The sequence below is a fragment of the Dyella sp. genome, assembly GCF_035503745.1.
GTDB lineage: Bacteria > Pseudomonadota > Gammaproteobacteria > Xanthomonadales > Rhodanobacteraceae > Dyella_B.
The window spans coordinates 56,513-72,033 of record NZ_DATJTC010000002.1 but is presented as its reverse complement, the minus strand read 5'-3'; the positions used below and the strand labels follow the sequence as shown (position 1 = coordinate 72,033).

The window sequence follows — 15,521 nt, the reverse complement described above, 5'->3', positions numbered from 1 at the left end:
CCTAAATGACCTCGGCGCGCCCCTCACTGGGCCTGCTGTCCGTCCAAATACAGGCCAGCAGCGCCGATGACACCCAGCTGGCCGTGCTCCATCAGTCGTACGGGAACCTGTTGCAGGAAAGGGCGCATCACGCCCTTGTTGAAGAACCGCTCGGCGAACGTGCTGGTCAGCAGCAGATCGCGGATCTGCGGCAGGATCCCGCCGGCCAGATACACGCCGCCGCGCGCGCCGTAGAGCAGCACCAGATCGCCGACGAAACTGCCGAGCAATCCGCAAAACACGTGCAGCGCCTCCACGGCGGCGGCATCGGATTTTTCTACCGCGCTGCGCGTCACCTCGGCCGGGATGCGCAAGGCAGGTCTCATGCCGCGCAGCGTGCAGATGGCGTTGTAGAGATTGACCAGCCCCGGGCCCGACAGGGCCTGTTCGAACGACACATACGAACGATCGCGCGCGAACAGCCGCAGAATCTCGATCTCCAGTTCGTTGCCGGGCGCCAGCGCCACCTGCCCCGCCTCGGTGGCGAGCACCGTGGCGTGCGGTTTGCCCGGCAGCAGCACGGCCGAACCCAGGCCCGTGCCCGGGCCCATCACCAGTACCGGGCCGCTCACCTGCGGCGAACTGGTCTCGATCACCGGCGTGGTGTCCGCCTGGGTCATGAACTGCGTGGCATAGGCCACGGCTTCGAAATCATTGATCACCGCCAGGCTGGAGATGCCGAGCGTTTCGCGGATGTCGCGGATCGATACCGGCCACGGCAGGTTGTCGTTGACGATCGCATCGCCCAGCACATAACCGGCGCTGGCCACCGCGCAATGTTCCAGGCGCACGTTGACGGCCATCTGCGAAACGAAATCCTTCAGCACCGCGGTGAGGCTGGGCCATTCGGCGCAGGCGTAGCGGCGGTATTCCAGCACCGTGACGGGACGGTGGCCATCCGGACGCGGGCTGACCAGGCCGATGCGCGCGTGCGTGCCGCCCACATCGGCGGCGAGGAACGCCAGCTCTGCCGACGGCATCGAATGCACGTTGCCATGTGTTACAGCCTGTATCACGCCCCCTCCTCGCGTTGCCTGTCGCGCCTGCCCGATCGATCCGTGGGCACTGGTCTGCTCTGCGCGACTTTCGTTGACGGAGTCTGGTCACGAATGACAACGCTGTCAACAGGTCGTAAAGATGGCCTTCAAAGACTGTTTGCCGCGCCGCGAAACATAATCGCCGGACGGGGCGGGATTAGATATTTAAATTATTGATTTGTTTATACATTACCGAATGCCATTTAGGCCAAAAGACCTATGTGGCAAACTGTTGCGGCGCACCAAGAAATTAAATCGGGCGAGGTAAAATGACGCACGTTGTCGGGGCCAATTTGTCCACCTTCATTGACAACGTTATGCCTTGAGGACAATAAAGACCGTCACGGTGATGTCGCATGATCGTCGGCATCGCGTTATCCACGGGGAATCGTAAATGTCGTCCACCACGTACACCGCCGACGCGCCTCGCACGTCGACACTGCTGCCCATGCTGATCATCGGCGTGCTGTTTTTCGTCATGGGATTTTTCACCTGGCTCAACGGTCCGCTGATTTCGTTCGTGAAGGTGGCTTTTACGCTCGACGACATCAATGCTTTCCTGGTGCCCTTTGCGTTCTACATGTCCTACTTCTTTCTTGCCTTGCCCGCGGGCGCCGTGCTCAAGCGCACCGGCATGAAAAAAGGCATGGTGCTGGGGCTTTTCATCATGGCCATCGGCGCGGCGGTGTTCGGCCAATTCGTCCGCATCCGCGTATATCCGGGCGCGCTGGCCGGCTTGTTCGTGATCGGCGCGGGGCTGTCGCTGCTGCAGACCGCATCCAATCCGTACATCAGCATTCTCGGGCCGATCGATAGCGCCGCGCAGCGCATCGCGCTGATGGGCATCTGCAACAAGGTGGCCGGCGCGCTGGCGCCGCTGGCGTTCGGCGCGCTGGTGATGGCGGGCATCGATGCCTTCCTTGGCCAGGTGACCACCATGGCCCAGGGCCCGGCCCGCGAAGCCCTGCTCAATGAATTCGCCGCCCGCGTGTTTTGGCCGTATATGAGCCTGGCCGGCCTGCTGGTGGTACTGGCGATCTGGATCGTGTTTTCCTCGCTGCCGGAGATCAAGCCTTCCGGCGCCAACAGCGAACGTTCGATCGGCCATGCCCAGGGCGGCATTTTCAGCTTCCCGCATCTGTGGCTGGGCGTGCTGTGCCTGTTCGTGTACGTGGGCGTGGAAGTGATGGCGGGCGATGCGATCAATACCTACGGCCAGGGCTTTGGACTGCCCCTGCAGGTGACTTCGCATTTCACCACCTACACCATGGCCTCGATGCTGGCCGGCTACCTGGTCGGTTCGGTGCTGATTCCGCGGTTCATTTCGCAGCAGCGCTACCTGGCCGTTTCGGCGGTGCTGGGCGTAGTGTTAGCCTTCGGCGCCTACGTCACACACGGCTATGTATCGGTGGCATTCGTCGCCGCGCTGGGTTTCGCCAACGCCATGATGTGGCCGGCCATTTTCCCGCTGGCGATCAAGGGCCTGGGCAGCCACACCGAACTGGGCTCGGCCGTGCTGGTGATGGGCATCGTCGGCGGCGCGCTGTTGCCGCAGGTGTTCGTGCACCTCAAGCAGCACATCGACTTCCAGCTCGCCTTCCTGATTGTCATAGTGCCGTGTTATCTCTACATCCTTTACTACGGGATGCGCGGACATAACGTGGGCAACCACGCAGGCTGAGGCATACTTAGCGATGTCAGGCGCCGGCACCCTTGCGGCCACCACTACACCCGGTGACTGGGCTACGATGCCCACCCGACACCCGGGAGGATTTTTCGTTGCACAGTCCCACCATCAAGGATGTCGCCAGACACGCCGGCGTTTCGCTGAAAACGGTGTCGCGCGTAATCAATCACGAGGCAGCGGTTCGCCCGGAAACCCGCGAGAAAGTGGAACGGGCGATCGAGCAACTGGGCTACCACCCGGACCCCTCCGCACGCAGCCTGCGCAGCAGCTCGCACGCTTATGCGATCGGCCTGGTCTACGACAACCCGAACGCGCACTACGTGATCGACATGCAGAACGGCGTGCTTTCGGCCTGCCGCGAACGCGGCTTCGGCTTGCAGATCTACCCGTGCGATTCGACCGCCCCGCATTTGGCCGAGGACCTGATCGCGCTGGTGCAGCGTGCGCGCCTGGCCGGGCTGATCCTGGCGCCGCCGATGTCCGAACAGTCCACGCTGCTGGCCAAGCTCAAAGCCAGCGGCGTGGCCTTCGTGCGCATCATTGCCTCGCGCGAGGATCCGCAGGACGGCATGCCCTGCGTCTACGTGGACGACCACGACGCGGCCTACGCGATTACCGAGCACCTGATTCAACTGGGCCATACGCGTATCGGCTTCCTGTGGGGCGAACCGCACCACCGCTCCAGCCCGGAGCGCTATCAAGGCTACGCGGACGCCTTGAAGGACTACGGCATCCCGATCAACCGCAAGCTGATCCTGCCCGGCCGCTATGCGTTCGACGATGGCTTCCGCGGCGCGCGCAAACTGCTTGCCCTGAAAGAACCGCCCACCGCGATCTTCGGTTGCAACGACGAGATCGCCGCGGGTGTGCTGGCCGCCGCGCGCTCGGCGGGGCTGGACGTGCCCTGGGATCTTTCCATCGCCGGGTTCGAGGACAGTCCGTTTTCCAAGCAGGCGTGGCCCGCCTTGACCACCGCGCGGCAATCGACCAGCGAAATTGGCGCGCATGCCGCCCTGCACCTGATCACCAGCTTGCAGAACCAAGGTCCGGAACCGGCCAACGAAGGCTTCATGCCCGAACTGGTGGTGCGCGGTTCGACCGCGCCGCCGCGCCAGACCTGATGCCGTTGCGCCGGCATCCTCGCGTCGGCGCGCCATGCTCATTTTGTCACCCCACCCAGCGAGCCGTTCGCGCGCATCGCACCGCGATGCGTGGCGGCGCCTGCTGCACTTTTTCTTTTCCCCGGAGTCCCCATGAAATCCGCTCCTGACACCCTGATGTACAACGAGGCGCAGGAAAGCGCCGCAGCGGTGGAGCGCCAGCTGGCGCAGAACGCATCGCTGCTCAAAGCGCTGGGCGAACGGCTGCGCGCGCAGCCGCCGCGCTTCATCGTGACCTGCGCACGCGGCAGTTCCGATCATGCGGCGGCGTACGCCAAATACGTGTTCGAAACGCGCCTTGGCCTGGTCACGGCGTCGGCGTCGCCCTCGATCGCATCGATCTACGACGCCAACCTCAAGGTGGAGGGCGCGCTGTTCCTGGCCATCTCGCAATCGGGCAAAAGCCCCGATCTTTTGCGCAGCGCACAGGCGGCCAAGGATGCCGGTGCCTATGTGGTGGCGATGGTCAACGTGGAAGATTCGCCGCTGGCCGCGCTCGCGCATACGGTGATTCCGCTGCGCGCCGGCCCCGAACAAAGCGTGGCGGCGACCAAAAGTTATCTGGCGACGCTCGCCGCGATCCTGCAGCTGACTGCGCATTGGAACAACGACGACGCCCTGCATGCGGCAATCGCACGCCTGCCCGGCGATCTTCGCCGCGGCTGGGAAGGCGACTGGAGTGCGCTCGAGCGCGGCTTGGTCCAGGTGCACAATCTCTACGTCGTCGGCCGCGGCTACGGCTTCGGCGCCGCACTGGAAGTGGCGCTGAAATTGAAGGAAACCTGCGGCCTGCACGCCGAGGCGTTCAGCGCGGCCGAAGTCAAGCACGGACCGATGGCGCTGGTCGGCGCGGGTTTTCCCGTGCTGTTCCTCGCGCAGGACGACGGCACGTTGCAAAACACCCTGGCGCTGGCGGCCGAATTTCGCGCGCGCGGCGCACGCGTATGGGTGGCCGCACCCGGCGCGCAAGGCGACGATGCGTTGCCGCTGCCCACCGGCATCGAACCGATCGTGACGCCGTTGCTGGCGGTGCAGAGTTTCTATCGCGCGGCCAGCGCCTTGTCGCTCGCGCGCGGCTACGACCCGGATGTGCCGCCGCACCTGCGCAAGGTCACGGAGACCGTGTGATGCCCGCCAATCCGCTGATTGCCCTGGTCCATGGACGCGTGCTGGGCGACCACGGCCCGCGCGAGGGCCTTGCCGTGCTGGTGCGCGGCAGGCGCATCGTGGCCATCGTCGCGCACGACGATCCGCGCGTGAACGATGCGCAGCGGCACGATCTGCACGGCCATCTGCTGCTGCCCGGCTTCATCGACGTGCAAGTCAACGGCGGCGGGGGCCTGCTGTTCAACGACGCGCCGACGGTGGAAACGCTGCGCGGCATCGCGCAGGCGCATCGCAAGTACGGCACCACCGGCATGCTGCCCACGCTGATCACCGATACCGCCGAGCAGATGCACGCCGCGCTCGCAGCGGTGGACGAGGCGATCGAACAACGGGTCCCAGGCATCCTGGGCATTCACGTGGAAGGGCCGTTCCTCGCCAGCGCACGCAAGGGCATCCATAACGCCGCGCTGTTCCGGCATCCCGACGAGAGCGACATCGAAGCACTGATCGCCGCGCACCGCGGACCGGTGATGCTGACGCTCGCGCCCGACGAAGTGTCGCCGCAAGTCATCGCCCGCCTCAGCGCGGCCGGCGTGATCGTCGTGGCCGGACACACCGGCGCCGACTACGCCACCACCCGCGCCGCACTCGATGCCGGCGTAAGCGGCTTCACGCATCTTTTCAACGCCATGACGCCGCTGGCGAGCCGCGATCCCGGCGTGGTCGGCGCGGCGCTGGACGATCCGCACAGCTGGTGCGGATTGATCGTGGACGGCCACCACGTGCACCCGGCAACCTTGCGCGTGGCACTGGCCGCCAAAGCGCGCGGCAAGTGCGTACTGGTCACCGACGCGATGCCGCCGGTGGGCAGCGACCGCCCCGACTACGTGCTCAACGGCCAGACCATCGTGATGCGCGAGGGCATCTGCCAGAACGAGGCCGGCGTGCTGGCAGGCTCGGGCCTGGACATGGCCGGCGCCTTGCGCAACACCGTGCACATGCTTGGGGTGCCGCTGGCCGAGGCTTCTCGCATGGCCAGCGCCTATCCCGCCGCGTGGATCGGCCTGGAGCGCACGCATGGACGTATCGCCGCAGGCTACAGCGCCGATTTCGCAGTCATGGACGATACGCTGACGGTGCGCGAAACCTGGATCGGCGGCATCGCGCACCCTGTGGAGTGATGCCTGCCCGGGACTTGGCCATCGCAACGCCAAGTCCGGGCGATTGACGTGCCCCTGCGATATTGAAACCATGGCGCGACAGGGAGCGAGCGCATGCGCGTCATGGTAGTCGGGGCCTACGGATTCATCGGCGCGCATATCGTTGCCGCGTTGACGGCTGCCGGGCATGAGGTGACTTGCGCAGTGCGCGGCGCGCGCATCGATTCGCGCTTTCCCGGCCTCAAGGCCATCGCCTGCGACATGGCGCGCGATACGCGCGTATCGGACTGGCTACCGCGGCTCGAACACATCGACGCGGTGGTCAACTGCGCCGGCATTCTGCGCGAAGACGGCGCCAACACGTTCCGCGCCGTCCACGAGGATGCGCCGCTGGCCTTGTTCCGCGCATGCGAACAACGAGGCATCCGGCGCGCAATCCAGATCTCTGCGCTGGGCGATCCCGCCGATGGCGAGTTCATCGCTTCCAAGCATCGCGGCGATGCGGCACTTTCCAAGCTCGCGCTGGACTGGCTGATCCTGCGGCCGTCGCTGGTATACAGCGCATACGGCTCCTATGGCGGCACATCGCTGCTGCGTGCGCTGGCGTCATTGCCCTGGGTATTGCCGCTGCCCGGCAAGGGCGAGCAGCCGCTGCAGCCGGTGTCGGCCAACGACGTGGGCGCTGCCGTGGCGGCGGCACTGGCGACACCGGCCTGCGCGCGGCAAGTGATCGAGGTGGTCGGGCCGCAGGTAATGCCTCTGCGCGATTATCTGCTCGCCTGGCGGCACTGGTTCGGCTTCGCCACACCGCGCATCTGGAATGTGTCGCCGGTGTGGGTGCGGATCGCGGCGGCCATCGGCGAACGGATCGGTCGCGGTCCGCTGGGCCAGACCATTTCGCGCATGCTCGACCGCGGCAGCGTCGGCTCGGTCGGCGCACTGGCACAGATGCGCGACAGCCTGGGCCTGGCACCGCAACCGCTGGCCCAGGTCCTGCGTGCATCGCCCAGCCACGTGCAGGACCGCTGGCATGCGCGGCTCTATTTTCTGCTGCCGCTACTGCGCGTCTCCGTGGCGCTGCTGTGGCTCGGTTCGGGCATCGTGGGCTGGTGGCTGCCCGAAACCGATGTTGTGCCCGCCGCATCCGGACACGCGATCGCGCCCCATCTGGCGCTTTGGCTGGCAAGAACCACCGCCACGGCTGATCTGCTGCTGGGCGCACTATGCCTGCTGCGCTGGCATTGGAGGTGGGTGCTTTCGCTGATGCTGGCGATGTTGCTGGGCTATACCGTGGGCATCGGCACACTCTGGCCGGCGCACTGGCTTGATCCGTTCGGCGGCCTGCTGAAGAATCTGCCGCTCATCGTCGCGCTGACCATGCTGATCGCCACGGACGAACGCCGATGAATGCCTATGTCGTGCTGAAAACGCTGCACATACTTTCTTCCACGCTGCTGTTTGGTACCGGATTGGGCACGGCGTTTTTCATGTGGTTCACGCATCGCACCGGCGAGGTCGCGGCCATCGCCACCGCCACGCGCCTGACGGTGCGCGCCGATTTCCTGTTCACTACGCCGGCAGTCATCGCGCAGCCGCTTACCGGCTATGCGCTGATGCGGCTGATGGGCTTGGACCTGCATGCGCCGTGGCTGCAGGCGGCGATGCTGCTGTACCTGTTCACCGGCCTGTGCTGGCTGCCGGTCGTGTGGCTGCAATGGCGCGCGGCACAACTGGCCGCCGCCGCGCTGCGCGATGGCAACGCGCTGCCGGCGGCGTATTTCCGATACATGCGCATCTGGTTCGCACTCGGCTGGCCGGCATTCTTGTCGGTCATCGCGATTTTCTGGCTGATGGTGGCCAAGCCGCCGCTGTGGCATTGAGTCTCCCGCGGCGCGCGGCGCAAAGGTGCGATGCCTGAACATAGGCCGCTGCCGGCCGCGCGACAGATAGGGAGCTGCCCCCGAAACCTGCGGCCGGCGGCGTCCGCGCGCGGTGCTGATGGACTTGCGCCACGGGGCAGGACCGGGTTGGGAGTGGCATACTCGCCGCTTCCAAAACGCTCCGGAAGCCGCACGATGCCCCCGCTCCGCACCCTGGCCCTAGGCACCCTGCTCTTGCCTGTGGCCGCCTATGCCAACGACCCCTATTCCTACGCCCAGCCCGACGCGGTGCGCGTCACCCACCTCGATCTGAGCCTGAAGCTGGACTTTCCGCACCGTCAGCTCGCCGGCCAGGCGACCCTGACGCTGGACTGGAAGAACCCCAAGGCCGCCTCGCTGGTGCTGGACACGCGCGACCTGCACATCGCCAGCGTGCAGGCGGTGGATGCGCAGGGCAAAACCTCGCCGCTGCCCTATGCACTGGCCCCGCGCGACAAGCAGCTGGGCAGCAAGCTCACCATCCAGGCGCCGCGGCATCCGCACGAGGTGCGCATCGTCTACACCACCTCGCCCGACGCCTCGGGCCTGCAATGGCTGCCGCCGGCACAGACGGCGGACAAGAAGCAGCCGTTCATGTTCTCGCAATCGGAATCCATCCACGCCCGCTCGTGGGTGCCGCTGCAGGATTCGCCCGCGATTCGTTTCACCTACGATGCTCACGTGAGCGCACCGCAGGACGTGCGCGTGGCGATGAGCGCACCCAATGATCCCAAGCATGCCTTGAACGGCAGCTTCGACTTCCATCAGGCGCACCCGATTCCGTCCTACCTGCTGGCCATCGCCGCGGGCGATCTCGATGTGAGGGAAACCGGTCCGCGCTCGGCGGTGTATGCCGAACCTTCCGTGGTCGGCAAGGCCGCGCACGAGTTCGAAGATACCGAAAAGATGATCCAGACCGCCGAGCAGTTGTACGGACCGTATCGCTGGGGCCGCTACGACATCCTGGTGCTGCCGCCGAGCTTCCCTTACGGCGGCATGGAAAATCCGAACATGACCTTCGCCACGCCCACGGTACTGGTCGGCGACAAGAGTCTGGTCTCGCTGGTCGCGCATGAATTGGCCCATTCTTGGTCGGGCAACCTGGTGACGGCGGCCTCGTGGCGCGACATCTGGCTCAACGAAGGGGTGACCACCTACGTGCAGGGCCGCATCACCCAGGCGCTGTACGGCAAGCGCCAGGCCGACGAGGAAGCGCTGCTGGACATCCATGCGCTGCAGCGCGAAATCGCCACGCTGCCGCCCAACGCGCAGCGCCTGGCTCCCAAGCCCGGCGGCATCGACGCCGACGATTCGCTCTCCGATGTCGCCTACAACAAAGGTTCCTGGTTTCTGCGCACGCTGGAGCAACGCTTCGGCCGCGCCACCTTCGACAATTACCTGAAAAGCTACTTCAACCACTTCGCTTTCCAGAGCATTACCACCGAACAGATGCTCGCGTTCCTCAAGCCCAACCTGATCGACAAATACCCCGGCAAGATGAGCTGGGACGAAGTGCAGGACTGGGTCTACGGCACGGGCATTCCCAAGAACGCGCCGATTCCCGATTCGCCGCGCTTTGATGCGATCGACAAGGAACGCGCCACGTTCCTCGCCGGTACGCTGCCGGCCGGCAAACTCGATGCGCACGACTGGAACACGCAGGAATGGATGTACTTCCTGGACGGCCTGCCGAACACGCCCCCGCTGGACAAGATGCAGGCGCTCGATGCGGCATGGCATCTCACCGGCACGCCAAATGCGGAAATCGGCATGCGCTGGTACGTGCATGCGATCGGCGCGGGCGACAAAGCCGTGTGGCCCGCCGCCGCCGAGCACATGACGCGCATCGGCCGCTTGTACTTGACCGTGCCGGTGTACCGCGCGCTGAGCGCGACGCTGGACGGCCTCGCCTTTGCACGGCAGGTGTATGCCAAGGCGAAGGACGGCTATCACCCGCTGACGCAGCAGGCGGTCGAAACCTTGCTGGCGAAAGCCACGCCAGGCCAGCATTGAAGTTCGAAACAACGCCCCACGCCGGCGCGAACCGCACCGGCGTGGGGCATCGAGTTCCGTCTACGCACGAGCCTTGCCATCATGAACACGCCACCCAATCCCCAAGCCCGCCCGCTATGGCAGCGACTGTTGCTGCGCCGGCTGAAATTCCTCGGCATCGTCGCCGCGCTGCTTGTCGTCCTGCTCGGCGGCAGCTACCTGTTCGCGCCGCAATGGCTGATGAAGGCCGAGGTGGCGCGCGAGGCGATGAATGCGCAACTGGAAAAGCACGCCGTGCAGGCCGGCGACACGCGCTGGGTGTACTACGAAGGCGGCCAGGGTCCGACCATCGTCCTGCTGCACGGCTTTGCCGCCAACAAGGAAGTGTGGCTGAAAGTCGCGCCGATGCTCACCGCGCATTTCCGCGTCGTCATCCCCGACCTGCCGGGCTGGGGCGAATCCTCGCGCATCGCCGGCGCAAGCTACAACATCGACAACCAGGCCGAGCGCCTCAATGATTTCGTCCAGACGCTGCACCTTCAGCACGCACTGTTCGTGGGCCATTCGATGGGCGGCGCGATCGCCGGCGTGTACGCGGCCGAGCATCCCGATGACGTTGCCGAGCTGGCGTTGATCGATTCGTTCGGCTTGAAGTTCAAGGAAAACGACTTCGCCAAGCAAGTCATGGCCGGCATCGACCCCTTCGTCTACCACGATCGTGCAGGTTTCGAACGTGCGACGTCGCTGGCGTTCCTGCACGTGCCCTATGTGCCGGGACGCTTCATCGATGTTTTCGTGAAGGAAAACATCGCCAATCACACGTTTATCGACAATACCTTCAGAGAGCTGCGCGAGGATTCGCAGGTACTGTCGCTGCAGAATCGCCTGGACAAGCTGACCATGCCGACGATGGGCCTGTGGTGCCGCGATGACAAGATCATCGACATCTCCGCGCTCGACAGCCTGCGCAACGGCCTGACCCATGCGCCTTCGATCAACACCAGCATCCTCAACGGCTGCAATCACATGCCGCAGCTGGAGAAACCGCAGGAATTCGCCCAGTCGCTGACCAGCTTCGCGCTGGCGCACTAGGAATGCCCACGCAGGATCGCGCGCCGCAGTCGTTCGATGGCTCCTGCCATTGCGGCGCGGTGCGGTTTTGCGTGCGGGCGACCGTCACCGAACTCACCACCTGCGACTGTTCGCTGTGCCGTATGCGCCACGCGCTGATGCTCAAGGTGCCCGAACGGGATTTGCGCATCGTGCAGGGCGAGGACGCGTTGACGCTCTATCAATGGAACACGCACCGCGCCAGGCATTACTTCTGCCGGCACTGCGGCATTTACGTGTTTCATCGCAAGCGCGCCGCACCCGATCACTTCGGGATCAACGTGTTCTGCCTGGCGGGGTTCGACCCCGCCTCGGTTCCCGTTCGCGCCACCGAAGGCGCGGGCATGAGCGTCGAAGATCCGGCCGCGCGGCCGCAATGGCCCGGGCCGCGCACAGGCTGATCAAGCCTCTACAACAGCCATGGCACCAGCGCTTTGACGCGCGACATGTATTGCCGGTATTGATCGCCGAACAACTCGCACATCCAGCGCTCTTCCAACCGCAGCTTGCGCCAGAACGACAAGGCCACGATCGCCAGCGCCAGCAGCGCACGCCACACGCCGACGGCCAGCACCGTGCCCAAGAGAGCCAACAGCAGGCCCGTGTAGATGGGGTGGCGCACCAGGCTGTAGGGGCCGCGCACCACCAACTCGTGATCCTGCTTCATCTGCACCACGCCGCTCCAGTTGCGGCCCAGCGTTACGCGCGCCCAGCATGCGAAACCAAGGCCCACGACGGTGAGGAAAAAACCCAGCCACACGATCCACAGCAGCTCGGGCACGAAGCGTTCGTTCAGCAGCGCGCTGCGAAAGGGCGGCAAACCGCGCAACAACAGGATCGCCACGATCAGCGGCAACCAGTATTTGCCAAAGCGCGACCACATCGATTCCACCCGCGCCGCACGCTTCACCCCAAGCGCGCTGATGCCCCAGTACCCCAGCCACAACAGCCACACGCCCACGAACAGAGTACCGAACGGCATCGCCTTTCCCCTGCGTTGAAGTTAAGTGAAGTTATACACGGTACGGCAGCGTAGCCGCTGGCAGGTGCAGCACAGGTGAGCACCGCGTAAACGGCCGGTGCGCCGCGCGGGCCCTTAGTCGGCGACGTCGGCGATCAGCCGATCCAGTTCCGCCTTCAACATCGCGCCGTTCTGGCGCAGCCAGTCGCGCTGTTCGCGCCAATCGGGGAAGATCGACTCCACGTGCGCCCAAAAGCGCGGCGAATGATTGCGCACCTTCAGGTGACACAGCTCGTGCGCCAGCACGTAACGCAAGGCGGACGACGGCGCCAGCGCCAGCGCCAGATCGAGATTGATGCGATCGCGCGTATCGAGGCTGCCCCACAAGCTCTTCATCGGGCGGATGCGCAAGGCGGTCGGCGCCAGCCCGAGCTGCGGCACGTAACCGGCCAGCCAGCGCGATACGTCGCGGCGAATCTGCGTTTCGAAATACGAGGCCAGCAGGCCGCGCGCCACCGGCAAGGCACGGCTGTGCGGACGCGGAATTTCCAGCGTAAGGCCGCCCTCGAAGGCCATCACGCGCGGATAGGCGCCTTCGGCCCAGTCCAGCGTGGTGGTTTCGCCACGGAAGGGAAATTCGATCGGCGTACCCACGCGCAGCGGCGGCAGCGGTTCGATGACGAGGTTCAGCTCGTCCAGTTTCTTTTCCAGCCAATCCGCGTTGTGGCGCAGGAATGCGTTGACCTGCGACGGATGGGTGCCCTGCGGATAGGTGATCCGCGCGCCCTTCGGCGAAACGGTAAGACGCAGCCGGCGCGCCCGCGGGTGCGCCGCTTTGAGCACGCGAATCGTGTTGCCGCTGGGTGTGGCCAGCTCCAGCCAGTCGCCGTCGAGGTACGCCATGATCCTGCCCTTCGGTACTACCGCCGGGGGCCGAAATAACCCCCGGTTGCAAGCAGAATGTGGGGCGGCGGGGGCCCCGCGCAAGGGCTATTTTGCCTAGCCGGCGGGAAGCCCGGCCTGGCGCGCGTCTCAGCTGTCAGTGGGACGGGGAAGGCCGAACCATTCTTCCAGTTTGGCCAGCAAACGCTCCAGTTCCAGGGTCAGCAGGGCGAAGCGGGCGTCCATCTCGGCGGCCGCATCCTGCTGGCCGTCGCCGAGCTCGTCGAGTACCGCATCGAGGAACTTCAGCTTGCGCACCACCAGGTCTTCGCCCAGCACGAAGCTGATGCGATCGTCGAACACCAGGCCCAGCTGGAACACCTGCTTGCCGTTGCGCAGATGCTCCTTGACCTCTTCCGCGTCCAGGTCCTGGCGGCGGCAGCGCGCGATGGCACCGGTGGCGGTGGCCGGATCGCGCAGTTCGCATTCGTCGCCCAGCACCAGGCCGCCGGGCAGCTTGCCGCCGGCCAGCCAGTCGGTCATCAACACGCGCGGACCTTCCTCGGGCGCAAGCGGCACCGCGGGAAAACTGCCGAGCGCCTCGCGCACCTGCGTCAAGGCGTTTTCGGCGGATTTACGACTGGCGGTGTCAAGCACCAGCCAGCCATGCTTGCGGTCGACGTAGGCGGACATGCGCGAACTGCGCACGAACGCGCGCGGTAACAGTTCGTTGAGCAGGTCTTCCTTCATGCGCTTGCGCTCGCGCCCGCCGACCTTGCGGCCTTCTTCTTCGGCGATCTTCTGCACCTTGCGCTGCAACTCGTCGTTGATCACGGCGGCAGGCAGCAGCTTTTCCTCGCTACCGGTGGTGAGCAACGTGCAAGCGTTGACGAGGTGCGTCATCGCGGCATCTTCGCCGCGCCCGACCGGCGGCACGAAGCCGCGCGTACCCATTTCCATCGGGCCGCACGGACGCAGCCGATGCTCGCCCAACACCTCTTCGAGGCGTTTGAGATCTTCGGCAACGGCGGGAGAAAAGCGGAACAGCGTGAGGTTGCGGAAAAACATGAAGACCTTGTCGTGATGCGTGCGTTTGTTTTAGCCCCTCCCCCTGCTTGCAGCGGGAGTCTGGGTGGGGGTGTCTTGCACCAGCCTGGACGCAAGATTGCTTTACCCCACCCCAACCCTCCCCTGCACGCAGGGGAGGGAGCACCGGTTACAGGGAATCAGCGGATAACCGCGGCGACCGCCGCAACCACGTTGTCGAGGTTGCCCTGGTTGAGCGCCGCCACGCAGATGCGACCGGTGCCGATCGCATAGATGGCGTGCTCTTCGCGCAAGCGGTCCACCTGTGCCTTGCTAAGGCCCGAATAGGAAAACATGCCTGCCTGCTGCTGGATGAAGCCAAATTGCGGTGCACCGCTGGCGGCCAGCTTCTCCACCATGCCTGCGCGCATGGCGTGGATGCGTTCGCGCATCTGCGTAAGCTCCTTCGCCCACATCGCGCGCAGCTCGACACTGTTGAGCACGCCGGCCACCAGTGCACCGCCATGCGTGGAAGGGCTGGAATAGATCGAGCGGATGATGCGCTTGACCAGCGACTGCACGCGCAGCGCTTCCTCGCGGTTGGCGCCCACGATCGACAACGCGCCCACGCGCTCGCCATACAGCGAGAACGACTTCGAATACGAGTTGGCGACCACGAACGATTCGATGCCCGACTCGGCGAACAGGCGCACCGCCGCGGCATCCTCATCGATGCCCTTGTCGAAGCCCTGGTACGCCATGTCGATGAACGGCACCAGGCCGCGATCCTTGACCTGCGCGACCACCTGCTTCCACTGCTCGACGGTGAGATCCACACCCGTGGGGTTGTGGCAGCACGCGTGCAACAGCACCACGGTGCCGGGCTCCAGCTTGCCAAGATCGGCGAGCATGCCCGCGAAATCCAGGCCGTGCGTGGCGGCATCATAGTAAGCGTAGTCGAGCACCTCGAAACCGGCCGCGGCAAACACCACGCGATGGTTTTCCCAGCTCGGCGTGCTGATGGCGACCTTGGCGTTGGGCAGCGCCTTGCGCAGCAATTCCGCGCCCACGCGCAACGCACCGCTGCCGCCGATGGTTTGCGAGGTCGCCACGCGGCCGGCCGCCAGCAGCGGCGACTCGGCGCCGAACACCAGTTTCTGCGTGGCCTGGTTGTAGGCCGGCAGGCCGTCGATCGGCAGGTAGCCGCGCGGCTTGGCCTCGCGCGCCAGCGCCTCTTCCACTTCGCGCACGGCGTTGAGCAGCGGAATGCGGCCGGTTTCGTCGTAGTAGATACCCACGCCCAGATTGACCTTGCCCGGACGCGTATCGGTCACGAACGCCTCGGTAAGGCCCAGGATCGGATCGCCCGGGGTCATTTCAACGGATGCAAAGGAGGACACGGCTTTACTCGATGTGATAAATGGATGGATGGACGTCCAAA

General features: G+C 65.2%; 14 protein-coding genes. 9 read left to right on the top strand and 5 right to left on the bottom strand.

Annotated elements, in window-relative coordinates:
- Window positions 1–23: 23 nt before the first annotated feature.
- Window positions 24–1,019, bottom strand: coding sequence for a glucokinase (gene glk / locus VME63_RS00520; RefSeq protein WP_325429286.1), 996 nt, complete (start codon window positions 1,017–1,019; stop codon window positions 24–26).
- A 451-nt stretch (window positions 1,020–1,470) separates the two neighbouring features.
- Between glk and VME63_RS00515 the strand changes: the two genes are divergently transcribed.
- The 9 genes from VME63_RS00515 to VME63_RS00475 all read left to right on the top strand — a co-directional run bounded on the left by VME63_RS00515 (window position 1,471) and on the right by VME63_RS00475 (window position 11,612).
- Window positions 1,471–2,757, top strand: coding sequence for a sugar MFS transporter (locus VME63_RS00515; RefSeq protein WP_325429146.1), 1,287 nt, complete (start codon window positions 1,471–1,473; stop codon window positions 2,755–2,757).
- Between the two features lie 98 nt (window positions 2,758–2,855).
- A complete protein-coding gene (locus VME63_RS00510; RefSeq protein ID WP_325429144.1) occupies window positions 2,856–3,884 on the top strand; it encodes a LacI family DNA-binding transcriptional regulator in 1,029 nt (342 codons plus the stop codon).
- 132 nt (window positions 3,885–4,016) lie between these two features.
- Entirely contained in the window at window positions 4,017–5,051 is a 1,035-nt protein-coding gene (locus VME63_RS00505) for an SIS domain-containing protein (RefSeq protein WP_325429142.1), read from the top strand.
- A complete protein-coding gene (gene nagA, locus VME63_RS00500; protein WP_325429140.1) occupies window positions 5,051–6,211 on the top strand; it encodes an N-acetylglucosamine-6-phosphate deacetylase in 1,161 nt (386 codons plus the stop codon). Before VME63_RS00505 ends, nagA begins: the two co-directional genes overlap by 1 nt.
- A 93-nt stretch (window positions 6,212–6,304) precedes the next feature.
- The gene (locus VME63_RS00495) at window positions 6,305–7,597 is read left to right on the top strand and encodes an SDR family oxidoreductase (protein WP_325429138.1); all 1,293 of its coding nucleotides are present in this window, start codon (window positions 6,305–6,307) and stop codon (window positions 7,595–7,597) included.
- The gene (locus VME63_RS00490; protein ID WP_325429136.1) at window positions 7,594–8,070 is read left to right on the top strand and encodes a DUF2269 domain-containing protein; all 477 of its coding nucleotides are present in this window, start codon (window positions 7,594–7,596) and stop codon (window positions 8,068–8,070) included. The genes VME63_RS00495 and VME63_RS00490 overlap by 4 nt, the downstream gene beginning before the upstream one ends.
- Window positions 8,071–8,265: 195 nt before the next feature.
- Entirely contained in the window at window positions 8,266–10,122 is a 1,857-nt protein-coding gene (locus VME63_RS00485; protein WP_325429134.1) for a M1 family metallopeptidase, read from the top strand.
- 81 nt (window positions 10,123–10,203) lie between these two features.
- Window positions 10,204–11,193 carry an alpha/beta fold hydrolase gene (locus tag VME63_RS00480; protein WP_325429132.1) on the top strand — a complete coding sequence of 330 codons (990 nt, stop codon included), beginning with the start codon at window positions 10,204–10,206 and terminating at the stop codon, window positions 11,191–11,193.
- A 2-nt stretch (window positions 11,194–11,195) separates the two neighbouring features.
- Window positions 11,196–11,612 carry a GFA family protein gene (locus tag VME63_RS00475; protein WP_325429130.1) on the top strand — a complete coding sequence of 139 codons (417 nt, stop codon included), beginning with the start codon at window positions 11,196–11,198 and terminating at the stop codon, window positions 11,610–11,612.
- Window positions 11,613–11,620: 8 nt separating this feature from the next.
- On the opposite strand, the gene VME63_RS00470 is transcribed toward VME63_RS00475, so the two are convergent.
- The 4 genes from VME63_RS00470 to VME63_RS00455 form a co-directional block, all read right to left on the bottom strand.
- The gene (locus VME63_RS00470; protein ID WP_325429128.1) at window positions 11,621–12,193 is read right to left on the bottom strand and encodes an isoprenylcysteine carboxylmethyltransferase family protein; all 573 of its coding nucleotides are present in this window, start codon (window positions 12,191–12,193) and stop codon (window positions 11,621–11,623) included.
- Between the two features lie 114 nt (window positions 12,194–12,307).
- Complete coding sequence (locus tag VME63_RS00465; protein ID WP_414648178.1) at window positions 12,308–13,075, bottom strand: M48 family metallopeptidase; 768 nt, start codon at window positions 13,073–13,075, stop codon at window positions 12,308–12,310.
- A 129-nt stretch (window positions 13,076–13,204) separates the two neighbouring features.
- Window positions 13,205–14,122: a recombination-associated protein RdgC gene (locus VME63_RS00460; RefSeq protein ID WP_325429126.1), complete on the bottom strand. Its 918-nt coding sequence runs from the start codon at window positions 14,120–14,122 to the stop codon at window positions 13,205–13,207.
- 158 nt (window positions 14,123–14,280) lie between these two features.
- Entirely contained in the window at window positions 14,281–15,480 is a 1,200-nt protein-coding gene (locus VME63_RS00455) for an amino acid aminotransferase (RefSeq protein ID WP_325429124.1), read from the bottom strand.
- Window positions 15,481–15,521: the final 41 nt, after the last annotated feature.

Bases quoted from the DNA above. Each gene is read 5' to 3' on its own strand.
- VME63_RS00475 (WP_325429130.1), top strand. From the start codon at position 11,196: ATGCCCACGCAGGATCGCGCGCCGCAGTCGTTCGATGGCTCCTGCCAT.
- VME63_RS00460 (WP_325429126.1), bottom strand. From the start codon at position 14,122: ATGTTTTTCCGCAACCTCACGCTGTTCCGCTTTTCTCCCGCCGTTGCC.
- VME63_RS00485 (WP_325429134.1), top strand. From the start codon at position 8,266: ATGCCCCCGCTCCGCACCCTGGCCCTAGGCACCCTGCTCTTGCCTGTG.
- VME63_RS00465 (WP_414648178.1), bottom strand. From the start codon at position 13,075: ATGGCGTACCTCGACGGCGACTGGCTGGAGCTGGCCACACCCAGCGGC.
- VME63_RS00470 (WP_325429128.1), bottom strand. From the start codon at position 12,193: ATGCCGTTCGGTACTCTGTTCGTGGGCGTGTGGCTGTTGTGGCTGGGG.
- nagA (WP_325429140.1), top strand. From the start codon at position 5,051: ATGCCCGCCAATCCGCTGATTGCCCTGGTCCATGGACGCGTGCTGGGC.
- glk (WP_325429286.1), bottom strand. From the start codon at position 1,019: ATGCCGTCGGCAGAGCTGGCGTTCCTCGCCGCCGATGTGGGCGGCACG.
- VME63_RS00495 (WP_325429138.1), top strand. From the start codon at position 6,305: ATGCGCGTCATGGTAGTCGGGGCCTACGGATTCATCGGCGCGCATATC.
- VME63_RS00480 (WP_325429132.1), top strand. From the start codon at position 10,204: ATGAACACGCCACCCAATCCCCAAGCCCGCCCGCTATGGCAGCGACTG.
- VME63_RS00505 (WP_325429142.1), top strand. From the start codon at position 4,017: ATGAAATCCGCTCCTGACACCCTGATGTACAACGAGGCGCAGGAAAGC.
- VME63_RS00515 (WP_325429146.1), top strand. From the start codon at position 1,471: ATGTCGTCCACCACGTACACCGCCGACGCGCCTCGCACGTCGACACTG.
- VME63_RS00490 (WP_325429136.1), top strand. From the start codon at position 7,594: ATGAATGCCTATGTCGTGCTGAAAACGCTGCACATACTTTCTTCCACG.